The 25317-nt window shown below is 57.3% G+C and carries 17 protein-coding genes, 2 tRNA genes and 10 pseudogenes; 19 read left to right on the forward strand and 10 right to left on the reverse strand.

What is annotated here, in order from left to right:
- Window positions 1–53 precede the first annotated feature (53 nt).
- Together ACZZZP_RS05800 and ppsR are read right to left on the reverse strand one after the other, a co-directional pair.
- Window positions 54–698, reverse strand: a complete 645-nt coding sequence (locus ACZZZP_RS05800; RefSeq protein WP_122492488.1) for a LysE family transporter — start codon at window positions 696–698, stop codon at window positions 54–56.
- A 45-nt stretch (window positions 699–743) separates the two neighbouring features.
- Window positions 744–1562: a posphoenolpyruvate synthetase regulatory kinase/phosphorylase PpsR gene (gene ppsR / locus ACZZZP_RS05805; RefSeq protein ID WP_110618553.1), complete on the reverse strand. Its 819-nt coding sequence runs from the start codon at window positions 1560–1562 to the stop codon at window positions 744–746.
- A 193-nt stretch (window positions 1563–1755) separates the two neighbouring features.
- On the opposite strand from ppsR, the pseudogene ppsA reads away from it, so the two are divergent.
- The 9 genes and pseudogenes from ppsA to ACZZZP_RS05850 form a co-directional block, all read left to right on the forward strand.
- A pseudogene (ppsA, locus tag ACZZZP_RS05810) lies at window positions 1756–4119 on the forward strand (phosphoenolpyruvate synthase); the annotation flags it as partial.
- Between the two features lie 136 nt (window positions 4120–4255).
- Complete coding sequence (locus ACZZZP_RS05815; RefSeq protein WP_463382094.1) at window positions 4256–5263, forward strand: alpha/beta fold hydrolase; 1008 nt, start codon at window positions 4256–4258, stop codon at window positions 5261–5263.
- A gap of 68 nt (window positions 5264–5331) precedes the next feature.
- Window positions 5332–5820 (forward strand): ribonuclease E activity regulator RraA, encoded by a 489-nt coding sequence (gene rraA, locus ACZZZP_RS05820; protein ID WP_122492485.1) that lies wholly within the window; start codon window positions 5332–5334, stop codon window positions 5818–5820.
- A 78-nt stretch (window positions 5821–5898) separates the two neighbouring features.
- Window positions 5899–6894: a zinc transporter ZntB gene (locus tag ACZZZP_RS05825; protein ID WP_463382095.1), complete on the forward strand. Its 996-nt coding sequence runs from the start codon at window positions 5899–5901 to the stop codon at window positions 6892–6894.
- Window positions 6895–6947: 53 nt separating this feature from the next.
- The gene (locus ACZZZP_RS05830) at window positions 6948–7193 is read left to right on the forward strand and encodes a CrfX protein (RefSeq protein ID WP_463382096.1); all 246 of its coding nucleotides are present in this window, start codon (window positions 6948–6950) and stop codon (window positions 7191–7193) included.
- Between the two features lie 2 nt (window positions 7194–7195).
- On the forward strand, window positions 7196–8020 hold the full coding sequence (locus ACZZZP_RS05835; RefSeq protein ID WP_122492482.1) for a mechanosensitive ion channel family protein: 825 nt from the start codon (window positions 7196–7198) through the stop codon (window positions 8018–8020).
- A 93-nt stretch (window positions 8021–8113) separates the two neighbouring features.
- Window positions 8114–8704 (forward strand): RNA polymerase sigma factor SigX, encoded by a 591-nt coding sequence (gene sigX / locus ACZZZP_RS05840; protein ID WP_122492481.1) that lies wholly within the window; start codon window positions 8114–8116, stop codon window positions 8702–8704.
- Window positions 8705–8811: 107 nt separating this feature from the next.
- Window positions 8812–9848: pseudogene (locus tag ACZZZP_RS05845) on the forward strand (OmpA family protein).
- Window positions 9849–9963: 115 nt separating this feature from the next.
- Entirely contained in the window at window positions 9964–10641 is a 678-nt protein-coding gene (locus tag ACZZZP_RS05850; protein ID WP_122492479.1) for a peptidase C39 family protein, read from the forward strand.
- Window positions 10642–10702: 61 nt separating this feature from the next.
- On the opposite strand, the pseudogene ACZZZP_RS05855 reads toward ACZZZP_RS05850, so the two are convergent.
- Window positions 10703–11987: pseudogene (locus ACZZZP_RS05855) on the reverse strand (NAD(P)/FAD-dependent oxidoreductase).
- Window positions 11988–12171: 184 nt separating this feature from the next.
- On the opposite strand from ACZZZP_RS05855, the gene ACZZZP_RS05860 reads away from it, so the two are divergent.
- The 10 genes and pseudogenes from ACZZZP_RS05860 to ACZZZP_RS05905 all read left to right on the forward strand — a co-directional run bounded on the left by ACZZZP_RS05860 (window position 12172) and on the right by ACZZZP_RS05905 (window position 19931).
- Window positions 12172–12248 (forward strand) — tRNA-Val (locus tag ACZZZP_RS05860).
- Window positions 12249–12470: 222 nt separating this feature from the next.
- Window positions 12471–14394 (forward strand): annotated as a pseudogene (gene thrS, locus ACZZZP_RS05865) (threonine--tRNA ligase).
- Window positions 14394–14946, forward strand: a pseudogene (infC, locus tag ACZZZP_RS05870) (translation initiation factor IF-3). Before thrS ends, infC begins: the two co-directional pseudogenes overlap by 1 nt.
- 60 nt (window positions 14947–15006) lie before the next feature.
- Window positions 15007–15201: a 50S ribosomal protein L35 gene (gene rpmI, locus ACZZZP_RS05875; RefSeq protein WP_042552869.1), complete on the forward strand. Its 195-nt coding sequence runs from the start codon at window positions 15007–15009 to the stop codon at window positions 15199–15201.
- A 29-nt stretch (window positions 15202–15230) separates the two neighbouring features.
- The gene (gene rplT, locus ACZZZP_RS05880; RefSeq protein WP_108096687.1) at window positions 15231–15587 is read left to right on the forward strand and encodes a 50S ribosomal protein L20; all 357 of its coding nucleotides are present in this window, start codon (window positions 15231–15233) and stop codon (window positions 15585–15587) included.
- A gap of 95 nt (window positions 15588–15682) precedes the next feature.
- Window positions 15683–16699, forward strand: coding sequence for a phenylalanine--tRNA ligase subunit alpha (pheS, locus tag ACZZZP_RS05885; RefSeq protein WP_122492475.1), 1017 nt, complete (start codon window positions 15683–15685; stop codon window positions 16697–16699).
- A 39-nt stretch (window positions 16700–16738) separates the two neighbouring features.
- Window positions 16739–19119 (forward strand): annotated as a pseudogene (pheT, locus tag ACZZZP_RS05890) (phenylalanine--tRNA ligase subunit beta).
- A gap of 3 nt (window positions 19120–19122) precedes the next feature.
- A pseudogene (gene ihfA, locus ACZZZP_RS05895) lies at window positions 19123–19424 on the forward strand (integration host factor subunit alpha).
- A pseudogene (locus tag ACZZZP_RS05900) lies at window positions 19405–19762 on the forward strand (MerR family transcriptional regulator). The pseudogenes ihfA and ACZZZP_RS05900 overlap by 20 nt, the downstream one beginning before the upstream one ends.
- 92 nt (window positions 19763–19854) lie before the next feature.
- Window positions 19855–19931, forward strand: a tRNA-Pro gene (locus ACZZZP_RS05905).
- 78 nt (window positions 19932–20009) lie between these two features.
- On the opposite strand, the pseudogene ACZZZP_RS05910 reads toward ACZZZP_RS05905, so the two are convergent.
- The 7 genes and pseudogenes from ACZZZP_RS05910 to ACZZZP_RS05940 all read right to left on the reverse strand — a co-directional run.
- Window positions 20010–21189, reverse strand: a pseudogene (locus ACZZZP_RS05910) (tyrosine-type recombinase/integrase).
- A 306-nt stretch (window positions 21190–21495) separates the two neighbouring features.
- Complete coding sequence (locus tag ACZZZP_RS05915; RefSeq protein WP_463536345.1) at window positions 21496–21777, reverse strand: hypothetical protein; 282 nt, start codon at window positions 21775–21777, stop codon at window positions 21496–21498.
- Window positions 21774–22289, reverse strand: a complete 516-nt coding sequence (locus ACZZZP_RS05920) for a hypothetical protein (RefSeq protein WP_463382102.1) — start codon at window positions 22287–22289, stop codon at window positions 21774–21776. The genes ACZZZP_RS05915 and ACZZZP_RS05920 overlap by 4 nt, the downstream gene beginning before the upstream one ends.
- Window positions 22282–23496 carry a DUF4406 domain-containing protein gene (locus ACZZZP_RS05925; RefSeq protein WP_463382103.1) on the reverse strand — a complete coding sequence of 405 codons (1215 nt, stop codon included), beginning with the start codon at window positions 23494–23496 and terminating at the stop codon, window positions 22282–22284. Before ACZZZP_RS05925 ends, ACZZZP_RS05920 begins: the two co-directional genes overlap by 8 nt.
- A 102-nt stretch (window positions 23497–23598) precedes the next feature.
- Window positions 23599–24708 carry a DNA cytosine methyltransferase gene (locus tag ACZZZP_RS05930; protein WP_463536346.1) on the reverse strand — a complete coding sequence of 370 codons (1110 nt, stop codon included), beginning with the start codon at window positions 24706–24708 and terminating at the stop codon, window positions 23599–23601.
- Window positions 24709–24818: 110 nt separating this feature from the next.
- Window positions 24819–24971 (reverse strand): hypothetical protein, encoded by a 153-nt coding sequence (locus tag ACZZZP_RS05935; protein ID WP_463536347.1) that lies wholly within the window; start codon window positions 24969–24971, stop codon window positions 24819–24821.
- A 120-nt stretch (window positions 24972–25091) separates the two neighbouring features.
- A pseudogene (locus tag ACZZZP_RS05940) lies at window positions 25092–25271 on the reverse strand (DNA translocase FtsK); the annotation flags it as partial.
- Between the last annotated feature and the right edge of the window lie 46 nt (window positions 25272–25317).

Consider the following 25317-nt stretch of genomic DNA (forward strand, 5'->3'; position numbering starts at 1 on the left):
CATCCGGCTTTGTAGGAGCCAGCTTGCTGGCGAACGGGGCTAACGCGAAACCATCAATGATGCGTAGTGCTCAACAACACCCCACTGGCGCCCATGAAAAACGCCCCGGTGGTTTTGTTCAGCCGCCGCGCCCCGGTGGGGGTCTTGATCAGCCGGCGAATCTGCCGCCCGAACAGGCCGTACACCATGGAGGCCACGAACTCGGCCAACAGGTACGTGCCGCCCAGGTACACAAATTGTTCGGTGGTGGGCAAATCGGGTTTGATGAACTGCGGGAAGATGGCGGCGAACAGCAGAATGGCTTTGGGGTTACTGATGCCGACGAGGAACTCTTGAAGCATCAGGCGCGTCACACTCCTGCCGCCCGCCGCGCCGTCTGCTACGCTGCTTTCAGCCAGATCCAGACCGCTGAATTCACGGCTGCGCCAGGCGCGAATGCCGAGGTAAAGCAGGTAAGCCGCGCCCAGCCACTTCAACACGGTGAACGCGGTTTCCGACGCCAGCAACATGGCCCCAAGGCCAACGGCGGAAATCGCCAGGAAGATCGCGTAGGCCACATTGCGGCCCACGGTGGCGGCCACCGCAGTGCCGACGCCATAACGAATACCGTTGTTGAGTGCGCAGAAATTGTTGGGCCCAGGCGTCAGGGCAATCGCTACGGCGATCGGTGCAAACAACAAGCAGTCCATTAGCGTCATCGAATGTGCACCTTTTTCGCTGTAGCGGGTCTGTTTCAGCGGCGTCTATTTCAAGCGCCGCTCAACGCCTTTTTCCACCAGGATTTTGGCGGAGATTTCTTCCACGGAAAAATGCGTGGAATTGATGTACGGAATGTTTTCCCGGCGCAGCAGTTGTTCGACTTCACGCACTTCGAACTCGCACTGGGCAAAACTGGCGTAACGGCTGTTGGGCTTGCGTTCGTTGCGAATGGCGGTCAAGCGGTCGGGGTCGATGGTCAGGCCGAACAGCTTGTCTTTGTACTGCTTGAGCGCGTTGGGTAATTGCAGGCGCTCCATGTCGTCTTCGGTCAGCGGGTAGTTGGCTGCACGAATGCCATATTGCAGTGCCATATATAGGCAGGTTGGGGTTTTACCGCAGCGCGAGACACCGACCAGAATCAGGTCGGCCTTGTCGTAGTAATGCGTGCGGGCGCCATCGTCGTTGTCGAGGGCGAAGTTAACGGCCTCGATACGCTCCATGTAGTTGGAGTTGTGGCTGATGGAATGGGACTTGCCCACCGAATAGGACGAGTGCGACGTCAGTTCCTGTTCGAGGGGAGCGAGAAAGGTCGAGAAGATGTCGATCATGAAGCCATCGGACTTGGCGAGAATATCGCGGATGTCCTGGTTGACGATGGTGTCGAAAATGATCGGGCGAACGCCGTCTTTCTCAGCCGCATTATTGATTTGCTGTACCATCGCCCGCGCTTTTTCTACGGTGTCGATGTAGGGGCGCGTGAGCTTGTGGAACGTGATGTTCTCGAACTGCGCCAGCAGGCTTTGGCCAAGCGTTTCGGCCGTGATGCCGGTGCCGTCGGAGATGAAGAAAGCGGTTCGTTTCATTTGCACCGAGGGCCTTAAGCTAAGGATGATTCTTGGCTATCATAGGCCCCATTTGATCGAAGCCATGCCGGTTGGCATTGTTACTTATTTTCCAGGGCCAGGCCACCGTCACAGGGAGCGGCACCAAGGTGCGGCAAAGCGTGAGAGTAAATAGGGTCTGAGCTAGTCCAACACCGTTAGTGGAGAGATCACCTTGGCTGAATACGTAGTTTCCCTCGATAAGCTCGGCGTCCATGATGTGGAGCACGTGGGGGGCAAGAACGCATCCCTCGGCGAAATGATCAGTAACCTCGCAGGCGCTGGCGTCTCGGTCCCCGGTGGTTTCGCAACCACTGCCCAAGCCTACCGTGATTTCCTCGAACTGAGCGGCCTCAACGCCCAGATCCACGCCGCGCTCGACGCGCTGGATGTCGATGACGTCAATGCCCTGGCCAAAACCGGTGCGCAGATCCGTCAATGGATCATGGAAGCCGAATTCCCTGAACGCTTGAACACCGAAATTCGCCAAGCCTTCGCAGTCATGGCCAACGGCAACGAAAACATGGCCGTCGCCGTGCGCTCGTCGGCCACCGCCGAAGACTTGCCAGACGCCTCGTTCGCCGGCCAGCAAGAAACCTTCCTGAACATTCGTGGCGTGGAAAACGTGATCCGCGCTGCCAAGGAAGTGTTTGCCTCGCTGTTCAACGACCGCGCCATTTCCTACCGCGTGCACCAGGGCTTCGATCACAAGCTGGTCGCGTTGTCGGCTGGCGTGCAGCGCATGGTGCGTTCGGAAACCGGCACCGCTGGCGTGTTGTTCACCCTGGATACCGAGTCGGGCTTCCGTGACGTGGTGTTCATCACCGGCGCCTACGGCCTCGGCGAAACCGTGGTGCAAGGCGCGGTGAACCCCGACGAGTTCTACGTTCACAAGAAAACCCTGGAAGAAGGCCGCCCGGCGATCCTGCGTCGCAACCTGGGCAGCAAAGCCATCAAGATGATCTATGGCGACGAAGCCAAGGCCGGCAAGTCGGTGAAAACTGTCGATGTCGACCGCGCCGACCGCGCCCGTTTCTGCCTGAGCGATGCCGAAGTTACCGAGCTGGCCAAGCAAGCGCTGATCATCGAAAAACACTACGGCCGCCCGATGGATATCGAGTGGGCCAAAGACGGCGACGACGGCAAGCTGTACATCGTTCAAGCCCGTCCGGAAACCGTAAAAAGCCGCACCACCGCCAACGTGATGGAGCGCTACCTGCTTAAAGAAACCGGCAAGGTGCTGGTGGAAGGCCGCGCCATTGGCCAGAAGATCGGCGCCGGTAAAGTGCGCGTGATCAACGATATCGCCGAGATGGATAAAGTTCAGCCGGGCGACGTGCTGGTCTCCGACATGACCGACCCGGACTGGGAGCCGGTCATGAAGCGCGCCAGCGCCATCGTCACCAACCGTGGCGGTCGTACTTGCCACGCCGCGATCATCGCCCGTGAACTGGGGATTCCGGCAGTGGTCGGCTGCGGTAACGCCACGCAAGTGCTGGTCGATGGCCAGGGCGTGACTGTGTCGTGCGCTGAAGGCGATACCGGCTTTATTTTCGAAGGCGAGCTGGGCTTCGACATTCGCACCAACTCCGTCGATGCCATGCCAGATCTGCCGTTCAAAATCATGATGAACGTCGGCAACCCGGACCGTGCCTTCGACTTTGCCCAGTTGCCTAACGCCGGTGTCGGCCTGGCCCGTCTGGAATTCATCATCAACCGTATGATCGGCGTGCACCCCAAGGCGCTGCTGAACTACGAAGGTCTGCCGGCAGACATCAAAGACAGCGTCGACAAACGCATCGCCGGTTACGACGATCCGGTTGGCTTCTATGTCGAGAAACTGGTCGAGGGCATCAGCACCTTGGCCGCGGCGTTCTGGCCGAAGAAAGTCATCGTGCGGTTGTCGGACTTCAAGTCCAACGAATACGCCAACCTCATCGGCGGCAAGCTCTACGAGCCGGAAGAAGAAAACCCGATGCTGGGCTTCCGTGGTGCCTCGCGTTACATCAGCGAAGCGTTCCGTGACTGCTTCGAACTGGAATGCCGTGCACTGAAAAAAGTGCGCAATGAGATGGGCCTGACCAACGTCGAGATCATGGTGCCGTTCGTTCGCACCTTGGGCGAAGCGAGCCAGGTCATCGACTTGCTGGCGGCCAACGGTCTGGCCCGTGGCCAAGATGGCCTGCGCATCATCATGATGTGCGAACTGCCATCCAACGCCATTCTGGCTGACGAATTCCTGGAATTCTTCGACGGCTTCTCCATCGGCTCCAACGACCTGACTCAGCTGACGCTGGGCCTGGACCGTGACTCCGGCATCATCGCTCACCTGTTTGACGAGCGTAATCCGGCGGTTAAAAAGCTGCTGTCCAACGCCATTCAGGCCTGCAACAAAGCCGGCAAGTACATCGGCATTTGCGGTCAGGGCCCTTCGGACCACCCGGACCTGGCCAAGTGGCTGATGGAGCAAGGCATTGAAAGCGTGTCGTTGAACCCGGACTCCGTGCTGGAAACCTGGTTCTTCCTGGCTGAAGGTCAACAGGCCTGGATGCCGCTTAGGGTTTCCCCGCGTTCTCAGCAGAGCGCGGTGAAGTCCAACAAAACGTACAAAACAAAAGAAGGGTGGGGATATTTCCCGCCCTTTTTTCTGCAAGTTTTCCTGTCAGTCGATCCGCATGCAAAGTAGCAGTGAACTGTTTCCCGTAGCCTTGATGAGCGCCGAGTTTCGTGGCGATCTCAGCGAGGATGTTTATCGCCTCAAACCCTCAAACAGCCCGGACTTCAGCGTCGAGCTGGCGCTGACCCGCTTGGGCATGGCTGACCACGGTGAAGACCGGGGCGTGCCGGTCATTCTGATTCCGGGCAGCTTTTCCAACCGCCGCTTCTGGTATTCGCCCAAGTGCATTGGCTTGGGGCCGTATCTGGCGCGCGCGGGATTCGACGTGTGGATTGCCGAAATGCGTGGCCACGGCTTGTCGCCACGCAACCTCGACTACAACAACAACACGGTGGCCGACTACGCGCGTTACGACTTGCCGGCCATTGCCGCTTTCGTGCGCGAGCAGAGCGGGCAGGCGCCGCACTGGATTGGCCATTCATTGGGCGGCATTACCTTGGCCGCCGCACTGGGTGGGCATTACCTGAGCGAAGACGACGTGGCGTCGGTGGCGCTATTCGGCAGCCAGGTCAGCCGCGTTTACTGGCCGCTGAAAATTCCGCCAGTGGAGTGGGGCGCACGCTTGCTGCTCAAGGGCGTTTCGGTGATTTCTGGTTCGCGCCTCAAGCGCGGCCCGGAGGACGAGCCGGTTGGCTTGATTCGCGAGAGCCTGCGCTGGCACCGCCTGTTTGGCCGTTTTGGTGAAGGGAAGAAAAACGACTGGTGGAAAGGGCTGGCCGAGGTCAACGTGCCCGTAATGGCAGTAACTGCCGACGGCGATGAGCAAGACCCGGCGTGGGGCTGCCGTAAGTTGCTGGAGCAGTTCGGCTCCGAGCAGCGCCGCTTTGTCTGCCTGGGCAAACGGCAAGGTTTCAGCGATGACTTCGGGCACGTCGAGATGCTGGTCAGCAAACAGGCGCAGGCCGAGGTCTGGCCGCTGGCCGAGCACTGGTTGCGCAATTTGCGCCTTCCCGCTGCGTTGGAACCTGAAGAAGCGCCTGCGCCGAGCGTTTCTTCGTTGCAGTGACACGGCTAAGATGGCGCCGTATCCAAATTTGAGTCAGCGGTTTCCAGAACCTCACCAGGAGTTTTCCCATGCAATACGTCACTCCCGATTTGTGCGATGCGTACCCCGAGTTGGTGCAAGTGGTCGAGCCGATGTTCAGCAACTTCGGTGGCCGCGACTCGTTTGGCGGTGAAATCGTCACCATCAAGTGCTTCGAAGACAACTCGCTGGTTAAAGATCAGGTCGACCTGAACGGCAAGGGCAAAGTGCTGGTGGTGGACGGTGGCGGTTCGCTGCGCCGTGCATTGCTGGGCGACATGCTCGCGGAAAAGGCGGCTAAAAATGGCTGGGAAGGCTTGGTGATTTACGGCTGCATCCGTGACGTCGACGTCATCGCCCAAACCGAACTGGGCGTGCAGGCGCTGGCCACTCACCCAATGAAAACCGACAAGCGCGGCATTGGTGACCTCAACGTGGTGGTGACCTTCGGCGGCGTCACCTTCCGCCCGGGCGAGTACGTGTACGCCGACAACAACGGCATCATCGTTTCTCCGCAACCGCTCAGCATGCCGTCCTGATACGGCCATAAGACCCGGCGCAAGTCGGGTTTTTCTTTTAGGCTCGCGCCGCAGTAATAAAGAAGGAATGCCGAGGGAATGCACGAGGAAGACAACGCCCAATGGGGCCTGGTGCACGCGTTTGTGCTGGACGGCGAGGGTGGTGCGCGCGCCATTACGCGTCAGCAGCTCGACGTTATTCAGCTTGAGCCGGCGGAAAGTCTTTGGCTGCATTGGGATCGCGGTCACCCGCATACCCACGCCTGGCTTCGCACCGACAGTGGTCTTAACGAATTCAGCTGCGATTTGCTGCTGGAGGAGAACACCCGCCCGCGTCTGCTTCCCTTGCCCAACGATGAGCTGCTGCTGTTTTTGCGTGGCGTGAACCTCAACCCGGGCGCCGAGCCGGAAGATATGGTGTCGGTGCGAATTTTCGCTGCCGCCCAGCGCGTGATCTCGTTGCGACTGCGGCCTTTGCATGCGACCGAAGATCTGATTGCCGAACTTGATGCCGGAAAAGGACCGAAAAGCGCCTCGGAACTGATGCTGTATATCGCGCAGCACATGACCGGCAAGGTGGACGCGCTGGTGATGGATTTGTCCGAGCTGGTCGATGCGCAGGAAGAGCGCGCCGATGCGGATGAGCGCTTTACGCCGGAGCATGGGCAGATGCTGCATATCCGCCGTCGCGCCGCCGGCTTGCGTCGGTTCCTAGCGCCGCAGCGTGACATTTATGCGCAACTCACCCGCAATAAGCTGCCCTGGTTCTGCAGCGACGATGCGGATTACTGGAACGAGCTGAACAACCTTCTGACTCGCTACCTCGAAGAGCTCGAGTTGATTCGCGAGCGGGTAGGGCTGGTGCTGGAAACCGAGAGCCGGCGCATGAGCGAGCGGATGAACCGCACCATGTACCGCTTCGGCATCATCACCGGTATTTTCCTGCCGATGAGTTTTCTGACCGGGCTGCTGGGCATCAACGTCGGCGGCATTCCGGGTTCCGAAAGCCCGTACGGTTTTCTTCTGGCGTGTGTGCTGATGGCATCGGTCGCGCTGGGACAATGGTGGCTTTTTCGCCGATTACGTTGGGTTTGATGTGACCCGGCAAAAATAGCCCGCGTCTAGCCCTGAGAAATCCTGAGGTGCGCATGCACGATCCATTCGAACAATCCCTGCGAGATTTGCTCAAGTCCTCGGCCACCAGCCACGACGATGACGCAACCCTGGGCCGCGTGTTGAAAACCGCCAATAGACAAGTGGGCGCCGGCGACCTGTTCGGCCTCATGGGGCGTTGCCTCGAAGCGCTGATGATCGCCGTGAACAAAGGCTCTGATCATGTCGCGCCGGTATCGCGCCGCACTTCCTCCGCTCGTATGACCAAGAAGGCTGACTGAACATGGAACTCGATCTCTGGACCCAAAGCCTGAAAGAGGCAATGGCTGCGCTGTGGACCAAGGTTGCAGTGTTCATTCCCAACCTCTTCGTGGCGCTGATTTTGGTGTTGCTGGGGTTTGTGGTCGCCAAGCTGCTCGACACCTTGCTGTCGAAACTGCTCGGCAAAGTGGGCCTGGATCGCTTGATGGCAGGCACTGGCCTGACCAAGTTGATTGGCCGTGCAGGCATTCAAGTGCCAGTGTCGGCGCTGATCGGCAAGATCGTTTACTGGTTTGTTCTGCTCGTTTTTCTGGTCTCGGCCGCTGAATCGCTGGGGCTGCAGCGTGTATCGGCAACCCTGGATGTGCTGGCGCTGTACCTGCCAAAAGTGTTTGGCGCGGCACTGGTGCTGGTGATTGGTATTTTGCTGGCGCAACTGGTCAGTGGTCTGGTGCGCAGTGCAGCGGATGGCGTGGGTCTGGATTACGCCAATGGTCTGGCCCGCATCGCTCAGGGCCTGGTCATTATCCTCAGCATCTCGGTCGCTATCGGCCAGCTCGAAGTCAAAACTGATTTGCTCAACAACGTGATCGCAATCGTGCTGATCTCGGTTGGCCTGGCTGTGGCACTGGCGCTGGGCCTGGGCAGTCGGGACATCGCTGCGCAGATACTCGCCGGTATCTATGTGCGAGAGCTGTATGAGGTGGGGCAGCAGTTGAAGGTGGGTGAGGTGGAAGGGCAGATCGAGGAAATCGGTACGGTGAAAACTACCCTGCTGACGGATGACGGCGAGCTGGTTTCGCTGTCCAATCGCGAAATCCTTGAGCAACGGGTGAGCAGTCGCTAACGCGCCAATCCCTGCTAATGTATGCCGCCATCCTGAACTGCCTGAGGTTCAGGGCCTTGGCGGCTATCCACCAGACTGCCGGCCCGACTCGTTTTGAATAAAGCTCAATCGCTATCGTCCCGTTATGACCCCCGCGAGCTCTCGGACGAAGAGCTGGTGGCGCGTGCGCATGTGGAGTTGTTCCACATTACGCGGGCATATGAAGAGCTGATGCGTCGTTACCAGCGAACCCTATTTAACGTGTGTGCTCGTTATCTCGGAAACGACCGGGATGCCGACGACGTCTGTCAAGAAGTAATGTTAAAAGTTTTATATGGGTTGAAGAATTTTGAAGGCAAGTCAAAGTTCAAGACTTGGCTTTACAGCATTACCTACAACGAGTGCATTACCCAGTACCGCAAAGAGCGCCGAAAAAGGCGTTTGTTGGATGCTTTAAGTTTGGATCCTTTGGAAGAAGCGTCCGAAGAAAAGGCGCCCATAGCCCAAGAGCCCGGCGGGCTGGACCGCTGGTTGGTCCATGTAAACCCGATAGATCGGGAGATTCTGGTGCTCCGATTTGTTGCTGAATTGGAGTTTCAGGAAATCGCCGACATCATGCATATGGGCTTGAGCGCTACCAAGATGCGTTATAAAAGAGCGCTCGACCGGTTGCGGGAAAAATTTTCCGGCGTTACCGAAACTTAGTTAGGTGAAATACCTCTAACCGACCAGGCGATTGCTGTTAGAATCGCCGCCTGAGTTGTCTTGCGTTTGTCAGACAACTTACTGACCACCAAGATAGGGATTTACGGATGAAATTTAAAAACACCTTAGGCGTTGTTATCGGCTCGCTGATCGCTGCTTCCTCTCTTCAGGCGTTGGCCCAAGGCCAAGGTGCAGTAGAAATCGAAGGCTTCGCGAAAAAAGAAATGTTCGACAGCGCTCGTGACTTCAAAAACAACGGCAACCTCTTCGGCGGTTCCGTTGGTTACTTCCTGACCGACGACGTTGAACTGCGTCTGGGCTACGACGAAGTTCACAACGCTCGCAGCGATGACGGCCGCAACATCAAAGGCTCGAACACCGCTCTGGACGCGCTGTACCACTTCAACGCTCCTGGCGACATGCTGCGCCCTTACGTTTCGGCCGGCTTCTCCGACCAGAGCATTGGCCAGAATGGCAATGGCGGTCGTAACGGCTCCACCTTCGCCAACCTGGGCGGCGGTGCCAAGGTGTATTTCACCGAGAACTTCTACGCCCGTGCTGGCGTTGAAGCTCAATACAACATCGACCAAGGCGACACCGAGTGGGCGCCAAGCGTTGGTATCGGCGTGAACTTCGGCGGCGGCAAGAAAGCAGCTGAGCCTGTAGCCGCTGCTGCTGCTCTAGAAGTTTGCTCGGACAGCGACAACGACGGCGTTTGCGATAATGTCGACAAGTGCCCAGGCACCGCTGCCAACGTAACTGTTGACGCTGATGGCTGCCCAGCCGTTGCTGAAGTTGTTCGCGTTGAACTGGACGTGAAATTCGACTTCGACAAATCGAAAGTCAAAGAAGAAAGCTATGGCGACATCAAGAACCTGGCTGACTTCATGAATCAGTACCCAGCGACTTCCACAACTGTTGAAGGTCACACTGACTCCGTTGGTCTGACGCTTACAACCAAAAACTGTCCGAGCGTCGTGCTAACGCCGTTCGTGAAGTTCTGGTTAACCAGTACGGTGTAGGTGGCGAGCGCGTTAACGCTGTTGGCTACGGTGAGTCTAAGCCGGTTGCTGACAACGCTACCGAAGCTGGCCGCGCTGTTAACCGTCGCGTAGAAGCTGAAGTTGAAGCCCAGGCTAGGTAATTAGCACGGTGTTTCAGAAAAGCCCGGCTTAGGCCGGGCTTTTCTTTGCCTGCGATTAAGTGCGCTGGTAGCCGGCGCGGTATGATTTAGGCCTTTCTTTAATTAATTAGGAGCTGTGCAAGTGGCGAGAGTGCGGTTCTTACTATTAACAAGTTGCGTGTTACTGCTGGTAGCCAGCTGTTCCTCGCGGGTGACTGTAGCGCCGCAAGTGCGTGCTTTGCCGGAGCGGGTCGAGCTGAACGCTGTACCGTTTTTCGCCGAAACCGCGTTTGAAGGTGCGCCAGGCGCGGTGGCAGAAATGCTGTCTCAGCAGAATGTGGTAACCACGCCGGGATTGGTCGCGAAGAAAATGCATTTGCCCGGCCAGGAATCAACGATCGAGAAAAATCTCACGCGCGTGGTTAATGAACATGGGTTGCTGGTGTATCCATTGTCTCCGCAACTGGCCGATGTGCTTGAGCAGGTCTCTGCAGGCTTTCCTGTGTTGGTTCGGATAGACGATGGCAGCTTTGTTTCGTCGCCACGGTATGCCGTGGTGGTGGGATATGACCGGGTCAAGCAGCGTTTACTGCTGCGCTCCGGCATGAGCCGCCGTCTGGTGATGAGCTTTAAGAGTTTCGAGTCGGCCTGGAAAGAGGTTGGCAATTGGGCAGTGCTGGTCCAAGCGCCGGCGCAATTGCCGGCTAATGTTGATCACCAGCGCTGGATGGCGGCCGCGTCGCAACTTGAACAGGTCGGTCAGAAACTGGCGGCCAGCAATGCCTATGAAGCGTTGAAAAGCGCGCCGCACTGAAAAAAACGAAGCGATAAAAAAACGGCGCCTCGATGGGCGCCGTTGTTGTTTGTGGCTCAAGTTAGAAGCCCAGCTTATCGCGCAGGCTGTAGTACCAAGCACCCATCGCCGTAAATGGCACGCGCATCAGTTCGCCACCTGGGAATGGGTAGTGTGGAAGCCCGGCGAACGCATCGAAGCGTTCGGCCTGACCACGCAGCGACTCGGCCAAAATCTTGCCGGCCAGGTGGGTGTAGGTAACACCGTGGCCGCTGCAACCCTGGGAGTAATAGATGTTGTCGCCCAGGCGGCCTACTTGCGGAAGGCGCGACAAGGTCAGAAGGAAGTTGCCGGTCCAGGCGTAGTCGATCTTTACGTTCTTCAGCTGCGGGAAGGTTTTGATCAGCTTCGGCCGAATGATGGCTTCGATGTTGGCTGGGTCGCGGGCGCCGTAGACCACACCACCGCCGAAGATAAGGCGTTTATCGCCACTGAGGCGGTAGTAGTCGAGCAGGTAGTTGCAGTCTTCAACGCAGTAATCCTGGGGTAGCAGGCTGCGGGCGACTTCGTCACTGAGCGGTTCTGTGGTGAGAACCTGCGTGCCGCACGGCATCGACTTGGCCGACAGTTCGGGAATCAAATTGCTCCAGGGTAAGCGTTGCCCGCAACAACAATGAACTTAGCCTTCACTCGGCCTTGCGGTGTGTTCACCACTGGGTTGGCGCCGCGTTCGATGCGTGTGGCAGGCGTTTGCTCATAAATGATGCCGCCCAGGGATTCGACCGCAGCCGCTTCGCCGAGCGCCAGGTTTAGCGGGTGGATGTGCCCGCCGCTCATGTCGAGCATGCCGCCGATGTAGTTCTCGGTATTTACCACTTCGCGGATGCGCGCGCCGTCCATCAGCTCAAGCTGGGTATGGCCGTAACGTTCCCAAAGTTTTTCTGCGACTCTAGATGGCCCATCTGCTTTTTCGTGATGGCTGCGAAAACCCCGCCATCTTTTAAGTCGCACTGGATGTTGTAAGTCGCGATGCGCTCACGAATGATGCGGCCGCCTTCAAAGGCCATTTGTCCGAGGAGCTGGGCCTGCTTGGCGCCAACAGTGCGCTCGATGACATCGATATCGCGGCTGTAACTGTTAACAATCTGGCCGCCATTACGGCCCGATGCGCCAAAGCCGACTTTGGCTGCTTCTACGACTGTGACCTTGAAGCCATGTTCTAAGAGGAAGAGGGCGGTTGAAAGGCCGGTGTATCCGGCACCCACTACACAGACATCGGTTTCTACGTCGCCTACCAATTCGGGTCTGGCGGGAGCGGCATTTGCCGATGCGGCGTAGTAAGACTGCGGATAAGGAGTGTGTGCCATCTTGCAACTCTCTGTTTTATATTTTTTACGAACCGGGCGATCCTACCTGAGTTAAAAATGCCCGGCTAGCCTCCGTGGGAAATATAAAACGCCGGCCCGAACAGTAAAAAATACGCTTTTTCAGGTAGTTAGGGAGAAAACAGTTGACTCTTCCACCTGCCTCCGTAGAATGCGCCTCCATTGCAGGCACGTAGCTCAGTTGGTTAGAGCACCACCTTGACATGGTGGGGGTCGTTGGTTCGAGTCCAATCGTGCCTACCAAATATAAAGGGTCACTTAGGGTGACCCTTTTTTATTGGGCGCTTGTCAGGGCTGCGGCTTTCTGAAAGCATCCGAGGTCCACAAATCTCCAGTGACTGCGGTTCGGTCAGGTCGGCCTTTGGGCTCCTGCCACTGTGAGGCGGGTACACCGCCGGATCGCGTACTGGCTCATCCCAACCCATGTGACCTTTGGTAGGGGTCACCACTAGGAGAGGAAGCGCCATGCCTGTTATTACTCTTCCCGACGGCAGTCAGCGTTCGTTCGATCACCCGGTTTCCGTAGCCGAGGTTGCTCAATCCATTGGCGCCGGCTTGGCTAAAGCCACCGTAGCCGGCAAGGTCAACGGCACGCTGGTCGACGCCTGCGACCTCATTAGCAGCGACGCCACCCTGCAGATCATCACGCCGAAAGACGAAGAGGGGCTCGAAATCATTCGCCACTCTTGCGCGCATTTGGTCGGTCATGCGGTTAAGCAGTTGTATCCCACTGCCCGCATGGTGATCGGTCCGGTGATCGAGGAAGGCTTCTATTACGACATCGCCTATGAGCGTCCTTTTACGCTCGATGACCTTTCGGCAATTGAAGCGCGTATGCATCAACTGATCGATACCGAATACGACGTGGTCAAGAAGATGACCCCTCGTGCAGGAGGTAATCGCTGAATTCACCGCGCGCGGCGAAGAGTACAAATTGCGTCTGGTTGATGACATGCCTGATACCCAGGAAATGGGTCTCTACTATCACCAGGAATACCTTGACATGTGCCGCGGTCCGCACGTGCCGAACACGCGTTTCCTTAAAGCGTTCAAGCTGACCAAGTTGTCCGGCGCTTACTGGCGCGGCGACGCAAAGAACGAGCAATTGCAGCGTGTTTATGGCACCGCGTGGGCCGATAAGAAGCAGTTGGCCGCCTATGTTCAGCGTATTGAAGAAGCAGAAAAGCGCGATCACCGCAAAATCGGTAAACGCCTGAATCTGTTCCACACCCAGGAAGAAGCGCCGGGCATGGTGTTTTGGCACCCTAACGGCTGGACGCTTTACCAAGTGCTTGAGCAGTACATGCGCCAGATTCAGCGCGAGAATGGCTACCTCGAAATCAAGACGCCGCAGGTTGTGGATCGCAGTCTGTGGGAAAAGTCGGGGCATTGGGCGAACTACGCGGAAAACATGTTCACGACCGAATCGGAAAGTCGTGACTATGCCATCAAGCCAATGAACTGCCCGTGCCATGTGCAGGTGTTTAACCAAGGGCTTAAAAGCTACCGCGAGCTGCCGATGCGTCTTGCTGAGTTCGGCGCTTGCCACCGTAACGAACCGTCGGGTGCGCTGCACGGCATCATGCGAGTCCGGGCGTTCACTCAGGATGACGCGCACATCTTCTGTACTGAAGAGCAAATGCAGGCAGAATCCGCTGCGTTCATCAAGTTGACTCTCGACGTTTACGCAGACTTCGGTTTTACCGATATCCAGCTCAAGCTGTCGACGCGTCCTGAGAAGCGCGTTGGTTCGGATGAGTTGTGGGATCGCGCTGAGTCGGCGTTGGCGTCGGCACTTGAAAGCGCCGGTTTGCCCTATGATTTGCAGCCAGGCGAAGGCGCCTTCTACGGGCCGAAAATTGAATTTTCGCTGAAAGACTGCCTCGGCCGCGTTTGGCAGTGCGGCACGTTGCAGCTCGATTTCAACTTGCCTGTTCGTCTGGGTGCGGAGTTCGTGAGCGAAGACAACAGCCGCAAGCACCCGGTTATGCTTCACCGCGCGATTCTCGGTTCGTTTGAGCGCTTTATCGGGATGTTAATCGAGCACTACGAAGGTGCATTCCCGGCTTGGCTGGCGCCCATCCAGGCTGTAATTTTGAATATCACCGACAAGCAGGCTGATTTTGCGCGTGAAGTTGAAAAAACACTCAATCAAAGCGGGTTCCGTGCCAAGTCTGACTTGAGAAACGAAAAAATCGGCTTTAAAATCCGCGAGCATACTTTGCTCAAGGTTCCTTATCTCCTAGTTATCGGAGATCGGGAAGTTGAAACGCAAACTGTCGCTGTGCGTACGCGAGAAGGCGCAGATCTGGGCTCCATGCCCGTCGCCCAATTCGCAGCATTTCTTACGCAAGCGGTTTCCCGGCGTGGTCGCCAAGATTCGGAGTAATTATTATTAAGCGTGAAATGAGACAAGATAAACGAGCTGCACCGAAAGCCCCGATCAACGAGAATATCTCGGCACGCGAGGTTCGGTTAATTGGCGCTGACGGCGAGCAAATTGGCATCGTCTCGATTGATGAAGCGCTTAGAATCGCTGAAGAATCCAAGCTGGACCTGGTAGAGATTTCCGCTGATGCGGTTTCCACCGGTCTGCCGCGTAATGGATTACGGCAAATCGATCTTCGAAAAGAAGAAACAGATTGCCGCAGCGAAGAAAAACCAGAAGCAGATTCAGGTAAAAGAAATTAAGTTTCGTCCAGGGACGGAAGAAGGGGATTACCAGGTAAAACTACGCAACCTGGTACGTTTCCTTAGTGATGGGGACAGGGCCAAGGTTTCATTGCGATTCCGCGGTCGTGAGATGGCGCATCAGGAGCTGGGCATGGAGTTGTTGAAGCGGGTTGAAGGTGACCTCGCTGAATACGGCACCGTTGAACAGCACCCGAAGATGGAAGGACGCCAACTTATCATGGTCATCGCCCCCAAAAAGAAGAAATAACCACCAGGGCACGGCAGGCCTTGCGGTTATGTTTATCAACTGAATGCGGAGTATCCGAACATGCCAAAAATGAAAACCAAAAGCGGTGCAGCTAAACGTTTCTTGAAAACCGCTACCGGTTTCAAGCACAAGCACGCTTTCAAGAGCCACATCCTGACCAAAATGTCGACCAAGCGTAAGCGTCATCTGCGCGGCAGCACCATGGTGCATCCGTCTGACGTGGCAAAGGTCGCGCGCATGCTGCGCGTTCGTTAATTTCGGTCAAGAATTAGAGGAAGTTACTCATGGCTCGTGTTAAGCGTGGCGTTGTTGCTCGCCGTCGTCACAAAAAAATTCTGAAACTCGCTAAAGGCTACTATGGCGCACGCTCACGCGTGTTCCGCGTTGCCAAGCAAGCGGTAATCAAGGCAGGCCAGTACGCCTACCGCGACCGTCGTCAGAAAAAGCGTCAATTCCGTGCTCTGTGGATCGCCCGTATCAACGCTGGCGCCCGCATCAACGGTTTGTCCTACAGCCGTTTCATCGCTGGCTTGAAAAAGGCAGCGATCGAGATCGACCGTAAGGTTTTGGCTGATCTGGCAGTGAACGAAAAAGCGGCGTTTGCTGCGATTGTCGAGAAAGCGAAAGCCGTTCTGGCTTAAGTCCCCGACAATCACCGGGCTTGCCCGGTGTTAAACGTCACCAATAGGGGAAGAGCCTTCAAGCTCTTCCCCTATTTCGTATCTGGAGTCTGTAAATGGAAAACCTGGATGCGCTGGTCTCTCAAGCACTAGAGGCCGTTCAGCGCGCAGAAGACGTCAATGCCCTGGAGCAGATCCGGGTTTTGTATCTCGGCAAGAAAGGCGAATTGACTCAGGTGATGAAAAGCCTGGGGAATATGTCTGCAGAGGATCGTCCCAAGGTCGGTGCGTTGATCAACGCCGCCAAGGATCGCGTTCAAGACTCGCTCAACAGTCGAAAGGATTTGCTCGAGCAGGCCGCGCTGAGCGCGAAGCTTGCTGCTGAGTTTATCGACGTAACTTTGCCAGGTCGCGGTCAGTCCTCTGGAGGGCTGCACCCTGTCACGCGCACGCTTGAGCGCATCGAGCAATTCTTCACTCGTATTGGCTACGGCATTGCCGAAGGTCCTGAGGTCGAAGACGACTACCATAATTTCGAGGCGCTCAACATTCCCGGCCATCACCCGGCGCGGGCAATGCATGACACCTTCTACTTCAACGCCAACATGTTGCTGCGCACTCACACCTCGCCTGTCCAGGTGCGCACCATGGAATCCCAGCAGCCACCGATCCGCATCGTCTGCCCGGGCCGGGTTTACCGTTGCGACTCCGATATCACGCACTCGCCGATGTTTCACCAAGTTGAAGGGCTGCTGGTCGATCAGGACATTAGCTTCGCCGACCTGAAAGGTACGATCGAAGAGTTCCTGCGAGTGTTTTTCGAGAAAGACCTCGGCGTGCGTTTCCGTCCCTCTTTCTTCCCGTTCACCGAGCCTTCCGCTGAAGTCGACATGCAGTGCGTGATGTGCAGCGGTAAAGGTTGCCGTGTATGTAAACAAACCGGCTGGCTCGAGGTTATGGGCTGCGGCATGGTTCACCCGAATGTGTTGCGCATGTCCGGCATCGACCCCGAGAAATATCAGGGCTTCGCGTTTGGTATGGGAGTTGAACGTCTGGCCATGCTGCGTTATGGCGTTAACGACTTGCGTCTGTTCTTCGACAACGACCTGCGATTCCTCGCGCAATTTCGCTAGGTCGCTTGCCCGTTAACGTTTTTTTAGGAGAAGAGCAGAATGAAATTCAGCGAACAGTGGCTGCGTAGTTGGGTAAACCCGTCGGTTTCCCGTGATGAGTTAATAGCGCGTCTATCCATGGCCGGGCTTGAGGTCGACAGCGTTTCGTTGGTCGCCGGCGTATTCAGTGGTGTTGTGGTTGGCGAGGTCCTTGGCGCCGAGCAGCATCCCGACGCAGACAAGCTTCGCGTCTGCCAGGTCAGCAATGGCGTAGAGACGTTTCAAGTCGTGTGCGGCGCGCCAAATGTGCGAGCAGGACTGAAAGTGCCTTTCGCCATGATCGGCGCTGAGCTGCCGGACGATTTCAAAATCAAAAAAGCTAAGCTGCGAGGCGTCGAGTCTTACGGCATGCTCTGCTCGGCATCTGAGTTGCAAATCAGCGATGACAGCAGCGGTCTGATGGAGCTGGCAGCTGATGCGCCAGTTGGCCAAGACGTGCGCGCCTACCTCGGTCTGGACGACGCCAGTATAGAAGTCGATCTCACGCCCAACCGCGGCGACTGCTTGTCGCTTGCCGGATTGGCGAGGGAAGTCGGCGCGTTGTACGACACACCCGTCAGTCGTCTTGCAGTCGCGCTTGTTCCAGCTGTTCACGAACAGACGATTCCCGTCGAGGTTTCTGCTGTAAAAGCCTGTCCGCGGTACCTCGGTCGCGTTATCCGGAATGTTGACCTGAGCAAGCCGACGCCGCTCTGGATGGTTGAGCGCCTGCGTCGCTCCGATGTTCGCAGCATTGATGCTGCCGTAGACATCACGAACTACGTGATGTTGGAACTCGGACAGCCGATGCACGCGTTCGATTTGAACTCGAGCCCAAGGCGGAATTCGGGTACGTATGGCCGAGGAGGGCGAAAAGCTGGTTCTTCTGGACGGTCAGGAAGTGGCGCTGCGAGCTGACACTCTAGTCATTGCCGATCACCAGCGCGCGTTGGCGATTGCTGGTGTTATGGGTGGCGAGCACAGTGGCGTCGCAACCAGTACGCGCGATCTGTTCCTGGAGAGTGCGTTCTTCGACACGATCGCCGTTGCCGGTAAGGCGCGGTCCTACGGTTTGCACACCGATGCCTCGCATCGCTTCGAGCGCGGCGTCGATTGGAACCTTGCCCGTGAGGCGATGGAGCGCGCTACAGGTCTGCTACTTCGAGATAGTCGGCGGTGAACCCGGCCCGATAGTCGAGGTTGTCAGCCGCGAAGAATTGCCAACTACGGCAAACGTCACACTTCGCGCTGAGCGCGTGAATCAGATGCTTGGCATGGAAATGGATGGCGGAGAGATCGAGCGCCTGCTGACGGCGTTGGGCTTGCAGGTTAGCAATTCAGCAGCGGGGCAGTGGTCCGTAGTCGTTCCGAGTCATCGTTTCGACATTAGTCTCGAGGTTGACCTGATCGAAGAGTTGGGGCGTCTGTATGGTTACAACCGTCTTCCGGTTCGCTACCCGCAAGCGCGCCTGGCGCCACAACCTAAAGCCGAGGCAAGAGCCGAACTGCCGGCGCTGCGTCGGTTGTTAGTGGCTCGCGGTTATCAGGAAGCGATCACCTACAGCTTCATCGATCCTCAGCAGTTCGCATTGTTCACTCCCGGCGTAGAGCCTCTGATGTTGGCCAATCCCATTTCTTCGGATATGGCAGCAATGCGTTTCTCGCTGGCCAGGTTTGGTCAAAGCCGTTCAGCACAACCTGAATCGTCAGCAAACACGCGTGCGTTTGTTCGAAAGTGGCTTGGCGTTTCGTGGGGCAGCTTGACGGCTTGAGGCAAGAGGCCATGTTGTCCGGCGTAATTTGCGGCTCGCGTCTGGCCGAAGGGTGGGCCCACGGTCGTGATACGGTCGATTTCTATGATGTGAAAGCTGACGTTGAAGCACTACTGGGCTTCTCGGCGCCCAAGGTGCGTTCAATTTTGCTGCGGGCGAGCATCCGGCACTGCATCCAGGCCAGACCGCGCGGGTTGAGCGAGATGGCCAATTGGTTGGTTATATCGGTGCGCTTCATCCTGAGTTGGCGAAAACCCCTCGGCATTGATCAACCCGCTTTTCCTGTTCGAGCTGGTGTTGGCTGAAGTTGCGCAGGGTCTTTTACCCAAATTCCACGAGCTTTCGCGCTTCCCTGAAGTGCGCCGCGATCTGGCACTTTTTGTCGACCAAAGCATCGCTGCCGATGCGGTACTCGGCGCAATTCGCGAGGCGGCGGGCGAGTATCTAACGGACCTTAAGCTATTTGATGTGTATCACGGTAAAGGTATTGATCCGCATAGAAAAAGCTTGGCGGTCGGCTTGACCTGGCAACATCCATCACGCACTCCTAATGATGAAGAGGTGAGCACTACAACTCAGAATATCCTTGCCTCGCTTGAAGAAAGGTTCAACGCCACGTTAAGGAAGTAGCGTATGGGGGCTCTGACGAAAGCTGAAATGGCCGAACGTCTGTACGAAGAGCTAGGCCTGAATAAACGGGAAGCCAAGGAATTGTGGAGCTGTTTTTTGAGGAAATCCGTCAGGCGCTAGAGCTTAATGAGCAAGTGAAGTTGTCCGGTTTCGGCAATTTCGACTTGCGCGATAAGCGTCAGCGACCTGGCAGGAACCCGAAAACAGGGGAAGAAATTCCGATCACGGCAAGACGCGTGGTCACATTCCGCCCCGGGCAAAAATTAAAGGCCAGAGTTGAGGCTTATGCTGGAACCAAGTCATAACGACGAGTTACCGCCCATTCTCGGCAAGCGCTACTTCACTATTGGTGAAGTGAGCGAGCTGTGTGCGGTGAAGCCGCATGTGTTGCGTTACTGGGAGCAGGAATTTACCCAGCTCAACCCTATAAAGCGACGCGGCAATCGGCGGTACTACCAGCGACAGGATGTGCTGATGATTAGGCAGATTCGGGCTCTCTTGTGACGAGCAAGGCTTCACAATCGGAGGAGCGCGGCAGCGGTTATCCGGAGATGAAGCTAAGGACGACACCACTCAGTACAAGCAGCTGATCCGCCAGATGATTGTAGAGTTAGAAGAAGTTTTGCTGGTGTTGCGTAAGTAATCGATTTCGCTAGAAAACTTCCGTTATTTCAAAAGCTTAGTGTATAGTCCACCCCGCTTTCGAGCAGTTTGGAAGAAATAAAGCTGTACCGTCGGGGCGTAGCGCAGTCCGGTAGCGCACTAGCATGGGGTGCTAGGGGTCGAGTGTTCGAATCACTCCGTCCCGACCATATATTTCAACGACTTAGGCCAATGTTCGCGCATTGGCCTTTTTCATGTGCGTGACTTTTGCGTGACTCCCTCGGTTTTCATCCCGTTTTCCTTTTCAAAATCGTCAGCACCGGCCCTCGTGAATCGGTAGCTGATACCATGTTTGCGGCTTCAATCAGCTTCTCAAGCTCAGCGCCTGAATAGTGGCTGGTGATGCTGCCGTTCTTGTGGCCGAGCAACGATTTGCGGTCTTCCTCTGTCACACCTGCAGCCCGAAGGCGACGACCAAACGTGTGCTTGAGGTCGTGAATGCGGATCGACAGATAGCCAGGGTGAGCAGGGCGAAGGTTGTTCTCCTGCCAGAGTTTCGCTGCTCTCACCCGCGCTTTCTTCCAGGCCGTGTCGTTCATGCGGTGCAGTGGCGTTCCCTTGTACGGAAACACCCACTCCGAACCGTTGCCGCGCTGCCGATCGATGATCAGCTTTGCCACCTTGTTCAACACAACCAAGCGCTCGTCGCCGTTCTTCACACCAGACCGCTCATTCCTGCCGCCGAAGTCATGCGGTATCAGGAAAACACTGGTGCCCAGTTCCGGCACCGCAATTTCCCAATCCCACCGCAGTTTGCAGACCTTCCTGTTCCCGACAGCCTGTGTTCACCTTGAACAAGGCCATCGGCACCAGATGCGCCGGCAGCTCGCCAAACAGAATCGCTTGCTCATCCCACGACATGGGGTAGGGCTTGCGACTCGCCTTCTTTTCCTCAAGCTTTTTGAGGATCGGCACGGTGTCCAACCAAGGTCGCCGGTCCTCGTCTCGCCACTTCCTGGCACACAACGTCAAAATCCGCGTAACCCGCTCAATGGAAATGTTCACAGTGCGATTGCTCGCACCCTTCTGCACTTTTCCGCAGGGCAGCACCTTGTCTGCCAAGCGATCCTTGATGAACGGGGCCAGGGCCTCGTCATCGATGTGCGTCAGTGGCATGTCTCCAATAAACGGGTCGAGCTGGGACAGGTGATGCGCCGACAGCTTGATTGATGGCTGTTCGGCGAACTCGATCAGGAAGCGGGTAGCCGCCTCCCTCCAAATCCGAACCCGCCTTACGCCGTAAATCTTCTGCTGCCGCAACTGCTCCAGCCGGTGAATCAAGTAGGTTTCTGCTTCCTGCCGGTCACTGCTTCCAGTGCTTTCGTAAAGTCTTTCACCGTTGATTTTCTTGTCGATGTGCCAGATTCCGTTCCTTTGGCTGAGGCCGGTAATCGTTTTCCGCGCCATTGGGATTCTCCTTTTTGGCGCTCGCTGCCGGCCGATTGTGGGCGCGAGGTGCCGGGTTTATCAATTGCGTTCGCTTCCACGTAGGCGGTCGCCCAGTCGTCAAGCTCTTCGCGGTCATAGCCAACACCGCGTTCACCGATGCGGAATTCGCGCACGTGGGGCCGCACCGTCTTGTCGAACTCGGCGCGGCACATTCCCAAATACGCCGGCGCCTGGCCGCCCCGGATGAAGCGGGGAAGCAGTGGCGCACGGCTTTGCCGGCCGCGATGGCGCGGCCAGTTCTGCTGACATGGTTTGCTCCGGGGTTTAGTAGGGGGCGGTTTCGATCATTTCGATAACGTGTTCGAAGCCTTTGACGATGCTGTGCGGTCGGCCTTTGCTGGCTGCCCGCAGCTTGCTGATGAGTGAGCCACGGCCAACCGGTGACCGGAGCAGCGCCCTGCAAGCATTGGCGATGTCGACGGCGTCTCGCTTGCCCTCGTTGAACATGACCTTGTTGATTGGCTCCGGCGCCGGCGTGCGCACAAGCTCGGCCGACATGGCGCGGAGCTGCTTACGGTCGGCTGGTTTCATGGCTGGGCGGTTCATACGTCGCCTCCGTTTTTGCATGCAAGCCAGAGGTAGGCACGCCCCTTGCGGGTGAGGTTATACGCTGCCGAGATAAGTCCGAGCTGCTGGCCGATGGTCTTCGACGTATAGCCCTGCCGATAACCTGCCATGCACTTCAGCACGCCCAGGCGTACCACTTCACGCTTGGTCATGTCGCCGAAGTTTGAGTTGGCAAAAGCCGCATCAAGCTCATCATCGCTGATGATGTCCTCGACCTTTTCGGTGCAGATGAACTCGTATTTCCCCGTTGGTGCGTCCTTACTGCGGACCATCACGTTTTTGGCGCTGCTCTTTCCTTCTACGGCCATCGCGGTGATCAAGTAGTAATTGGCGCGCTTGTTGTAGATCAGCTCTTCCAGCCCAGTGCCTGCGTTCAGGATCACCTTTACCGTTTCGCTGTACGGCTTGTCGCCGATGGTGAATCGCAGTTGGTCGCCTACCTGCGCCTGGCCGGTTGCGGTGAGCGGCCTCCATGAAAATTTGTTAGTCATGGCTGCCGCCCTCGCTGTCGATGCCGACCGGCACTTCTTCGTCATTCCAGCACTCAGGATCGGAGCAGCGTGGCCCGCCGTGGTTGCCGTCGCACTTGGCTCGCTCCTGGCTAGTGGCGAGTAGGGCGCCGATAACGATCACCGGGCAGTCTTCGTCGTGCTCGCAGACGCCATCAAGCTCTACGTCAGATGCGCAAAAGTGGCAGATAACCGAGCCATCCATAGTCTGAACGCCGACGCCCTGAATAACTTCTTTTGCAACATCACGCGGAACCTGCACAACCTCAGCGGGTTCCGCCGAATTCAGCCCATCTAATTGGTTGTCAATGCAGGTCAGGCACACATAGCCGCCCATCCAATCAACGCGCAGCGGGGTATGCTTACGAACGCCACAGCCGGCACATTCGGTCGCTTGGGTTGTGCAATAGGTGTAGCGGCTATCGTTTGGAAACGAAGGCGACACGGCTGGTCGCACAACCTCAGCGGCAACCTGACTGGGGGCGGATACCGGGGCGGCGTAGAGCGGCTTTTGCGCCTTGCAGCAGATGTCGAAAACTTCATCGCTTTGGCACTGCTTGCGAGTCAGCGTCGTATCGTCTGGATATAGAACTGCAACCGGCTTCTGCTCACTCATCGCAGCCAGTTCGGCCTGCAAGGCTTTGCGCGTTTCCTCAGCCGCATCCATGTACTCGTTCTTGTGCTGGCGCAGAATGGCAATGGTTTCGTTCCGCTCCACCAGCAGCAGCCGCAGTTCATGCTCGCGGTTACACGCGCTGGCATAGGCGGCCTGATGAATTTCAAGGTCGGTCGGCTCAAGATCGGAAACGAACATGGCGCCCACGGCGTGAATGAACGCCATCCCCAGGGCCTTGCCGATGCTTACCTCAAGCCGCGCGCCGTTCGACTTATCCCAGCCAGGCAGCAGAAAGATGGTTTCGCAGGTAACGAGCCGGCCGATGTCGTAGCGCAGGTAGTCCGCCCATTCGGCGTGCTCAACGTGGCCGTGCTCTGCTGGGTTCTCGACGTGGTAGCCCAGCCCGCGCAGCGATTCAGCCTGAGCGTTGAATGCGGGGAAGTTGAAGTCGGCAAGGCCTGTCATCGGGCCGGCAATGTAGATGCGGCGGTGACGCGAGTTGGTCAGGTGCACGACGCGATCTGCTGGTGGCACGGGGTTGAGGTTGGAAATCAGCGCTACGTTGTTGTCCACGGGGTTACCTCGCCGGGGTGGCGTGACTGTTGTTTAAGGGGATAATTCGTGCTCGCCGCCCGCCCGGCCGCGTCGGGCAAGGAAGAGTCAGGCGGGTGGGGTTTAGCTTTCGAGGTACGCGGCTATGAACTGCGTAGCCGCTTCAACATTGATGGCGTTTCCGTAGGCGCGCAGTCGTCCCACTCGGGAGGTAGCGCCATTAGCCAGCGGGAATGTGCCGGGTTCAACTGGCCGCCACTTTCCATCCCGGCAGAAGAGCCAATCAGCATCTGCCCAGAAGCCGTTAACCGGGCCGGCTGGTCGTGAATCACATAGCGAACCGCATCCTTGAGGTTTATCTGATGTCCCTGCGCCTTGCGTGTCTCCGGATCCTGGCCATTGCCGCGCAAGCTCTGTGCCGTGCCCGCGTTCGGTGTCGGCCAGCCTGATACCTTCGCCATCTGCGCCAGGCTCTGGCCGCTCATGCCCGGGCTTATGCCACTGCCGCCCCTCCGGTCGTCCGATGCAGCAGGGGTCTGCCAGCCCGCCAGCAAGGCCTTCCCTCCCAGAGTCTCCAGCCCGCGATCCGTCTCGACCTGGGCTTTGGCATTTGCCGTTGGCGTTGGCGTTGGCGTTGGCGTTGGCCACGATGCTCGCTGAACCGCCATGTTCAACGTCATGTTTTTCGCGAATGGATCGTACTGATGACCCCTGCTTGCGTCCGTGACGGTGCACGTTGGCCACCCAGTAGAGCCTGTCGCGGATATGCGGAGCACCGACGCCCGCAGCCGGAAACGGGATGGCCCCAAAGGCGTAACCCATTTCTTCCAGGTCAGCGTGTACGAGGTCGACCCACGGCTCGACAATTTTGCTCGCAACCTGCTCTCCAAAGACAATTGCAGGCCGGCGCTGGCTAATGAGCCAATGGAACGATGGCCAGAGGTGGCGGGGGTCATCAAACCCAGCTCCTTCGCCTGCCGAGCTGAAAGGTTGGCAAGGACAGGAACCGGTCCAAACAGGTCGATCATCTGGCCAGCCGGCCCGGCGAAGGGCAAGTGACCAGGCGCCGATGCCCGCGAAGAAATGACATTGGGTGTAAGGCTTGAGGTCATCAGGGTGCACATCCTCGATCGATCGTTCGTCTACGTCGCCAGCAGCGATGTGGCCGGCGGCAATCAGGTTGCGCAGCCACTGCGCGGCGTATGGGTCGATTTCGTTGTAGTAAGCGGCCATTGGCTGTTCCTGGGTTGCAGGCACGGGAAACCGCCCTGGTGCAAGGCGCTTTCGCGTAACGGCGGGGCATGAAAAAGCCGCCCGAAGGCGGCTTGATTGCGTGGGCTGGCTTACGCGGCAGGGAGAACGGTGTAGGTGAAGTCCGCGCTGTTCTCTGCGTCGCCGTTCGCCACAGCGATGACGCCGGCTTCAACGAGCTGGAACAGCAGCGAGGTGGCCTTGCCGCTGTCGACGGCGAGGTGTTGCTGCATGAAGGTCAACATCGACGTTGCCACCGGTTTCGCGTACGAGGCGGGTTACGTCTTCCAGGGTTGGTTCGGCGCCCATGTCATTGAGCATCGATGGTTGCTCGTCATCGTTGGCGGAACTGGGTGGGTTTGGATGAGCACGTCGCGTGAACCGTTACTGTTCATCGCCGATACAATGTTGTCCGCTTCCATCGCTTCGATCAGGCGTGCGGCTCGGTTGTAGCCGACCTTGAGCTTGCGCTGCACAGCGGAAATCGACGCTCGACGGCTTTCGGTGACAAACGTCACCGCCTCTACATACAGAGGGTCATCACGCCCCCACGCGCTCGTATCTTCATCCTGTTGCAGGCCGAGGCCGGCA

The organism is Pseudomonas sp. AC211, assembly GCF_979258055.1.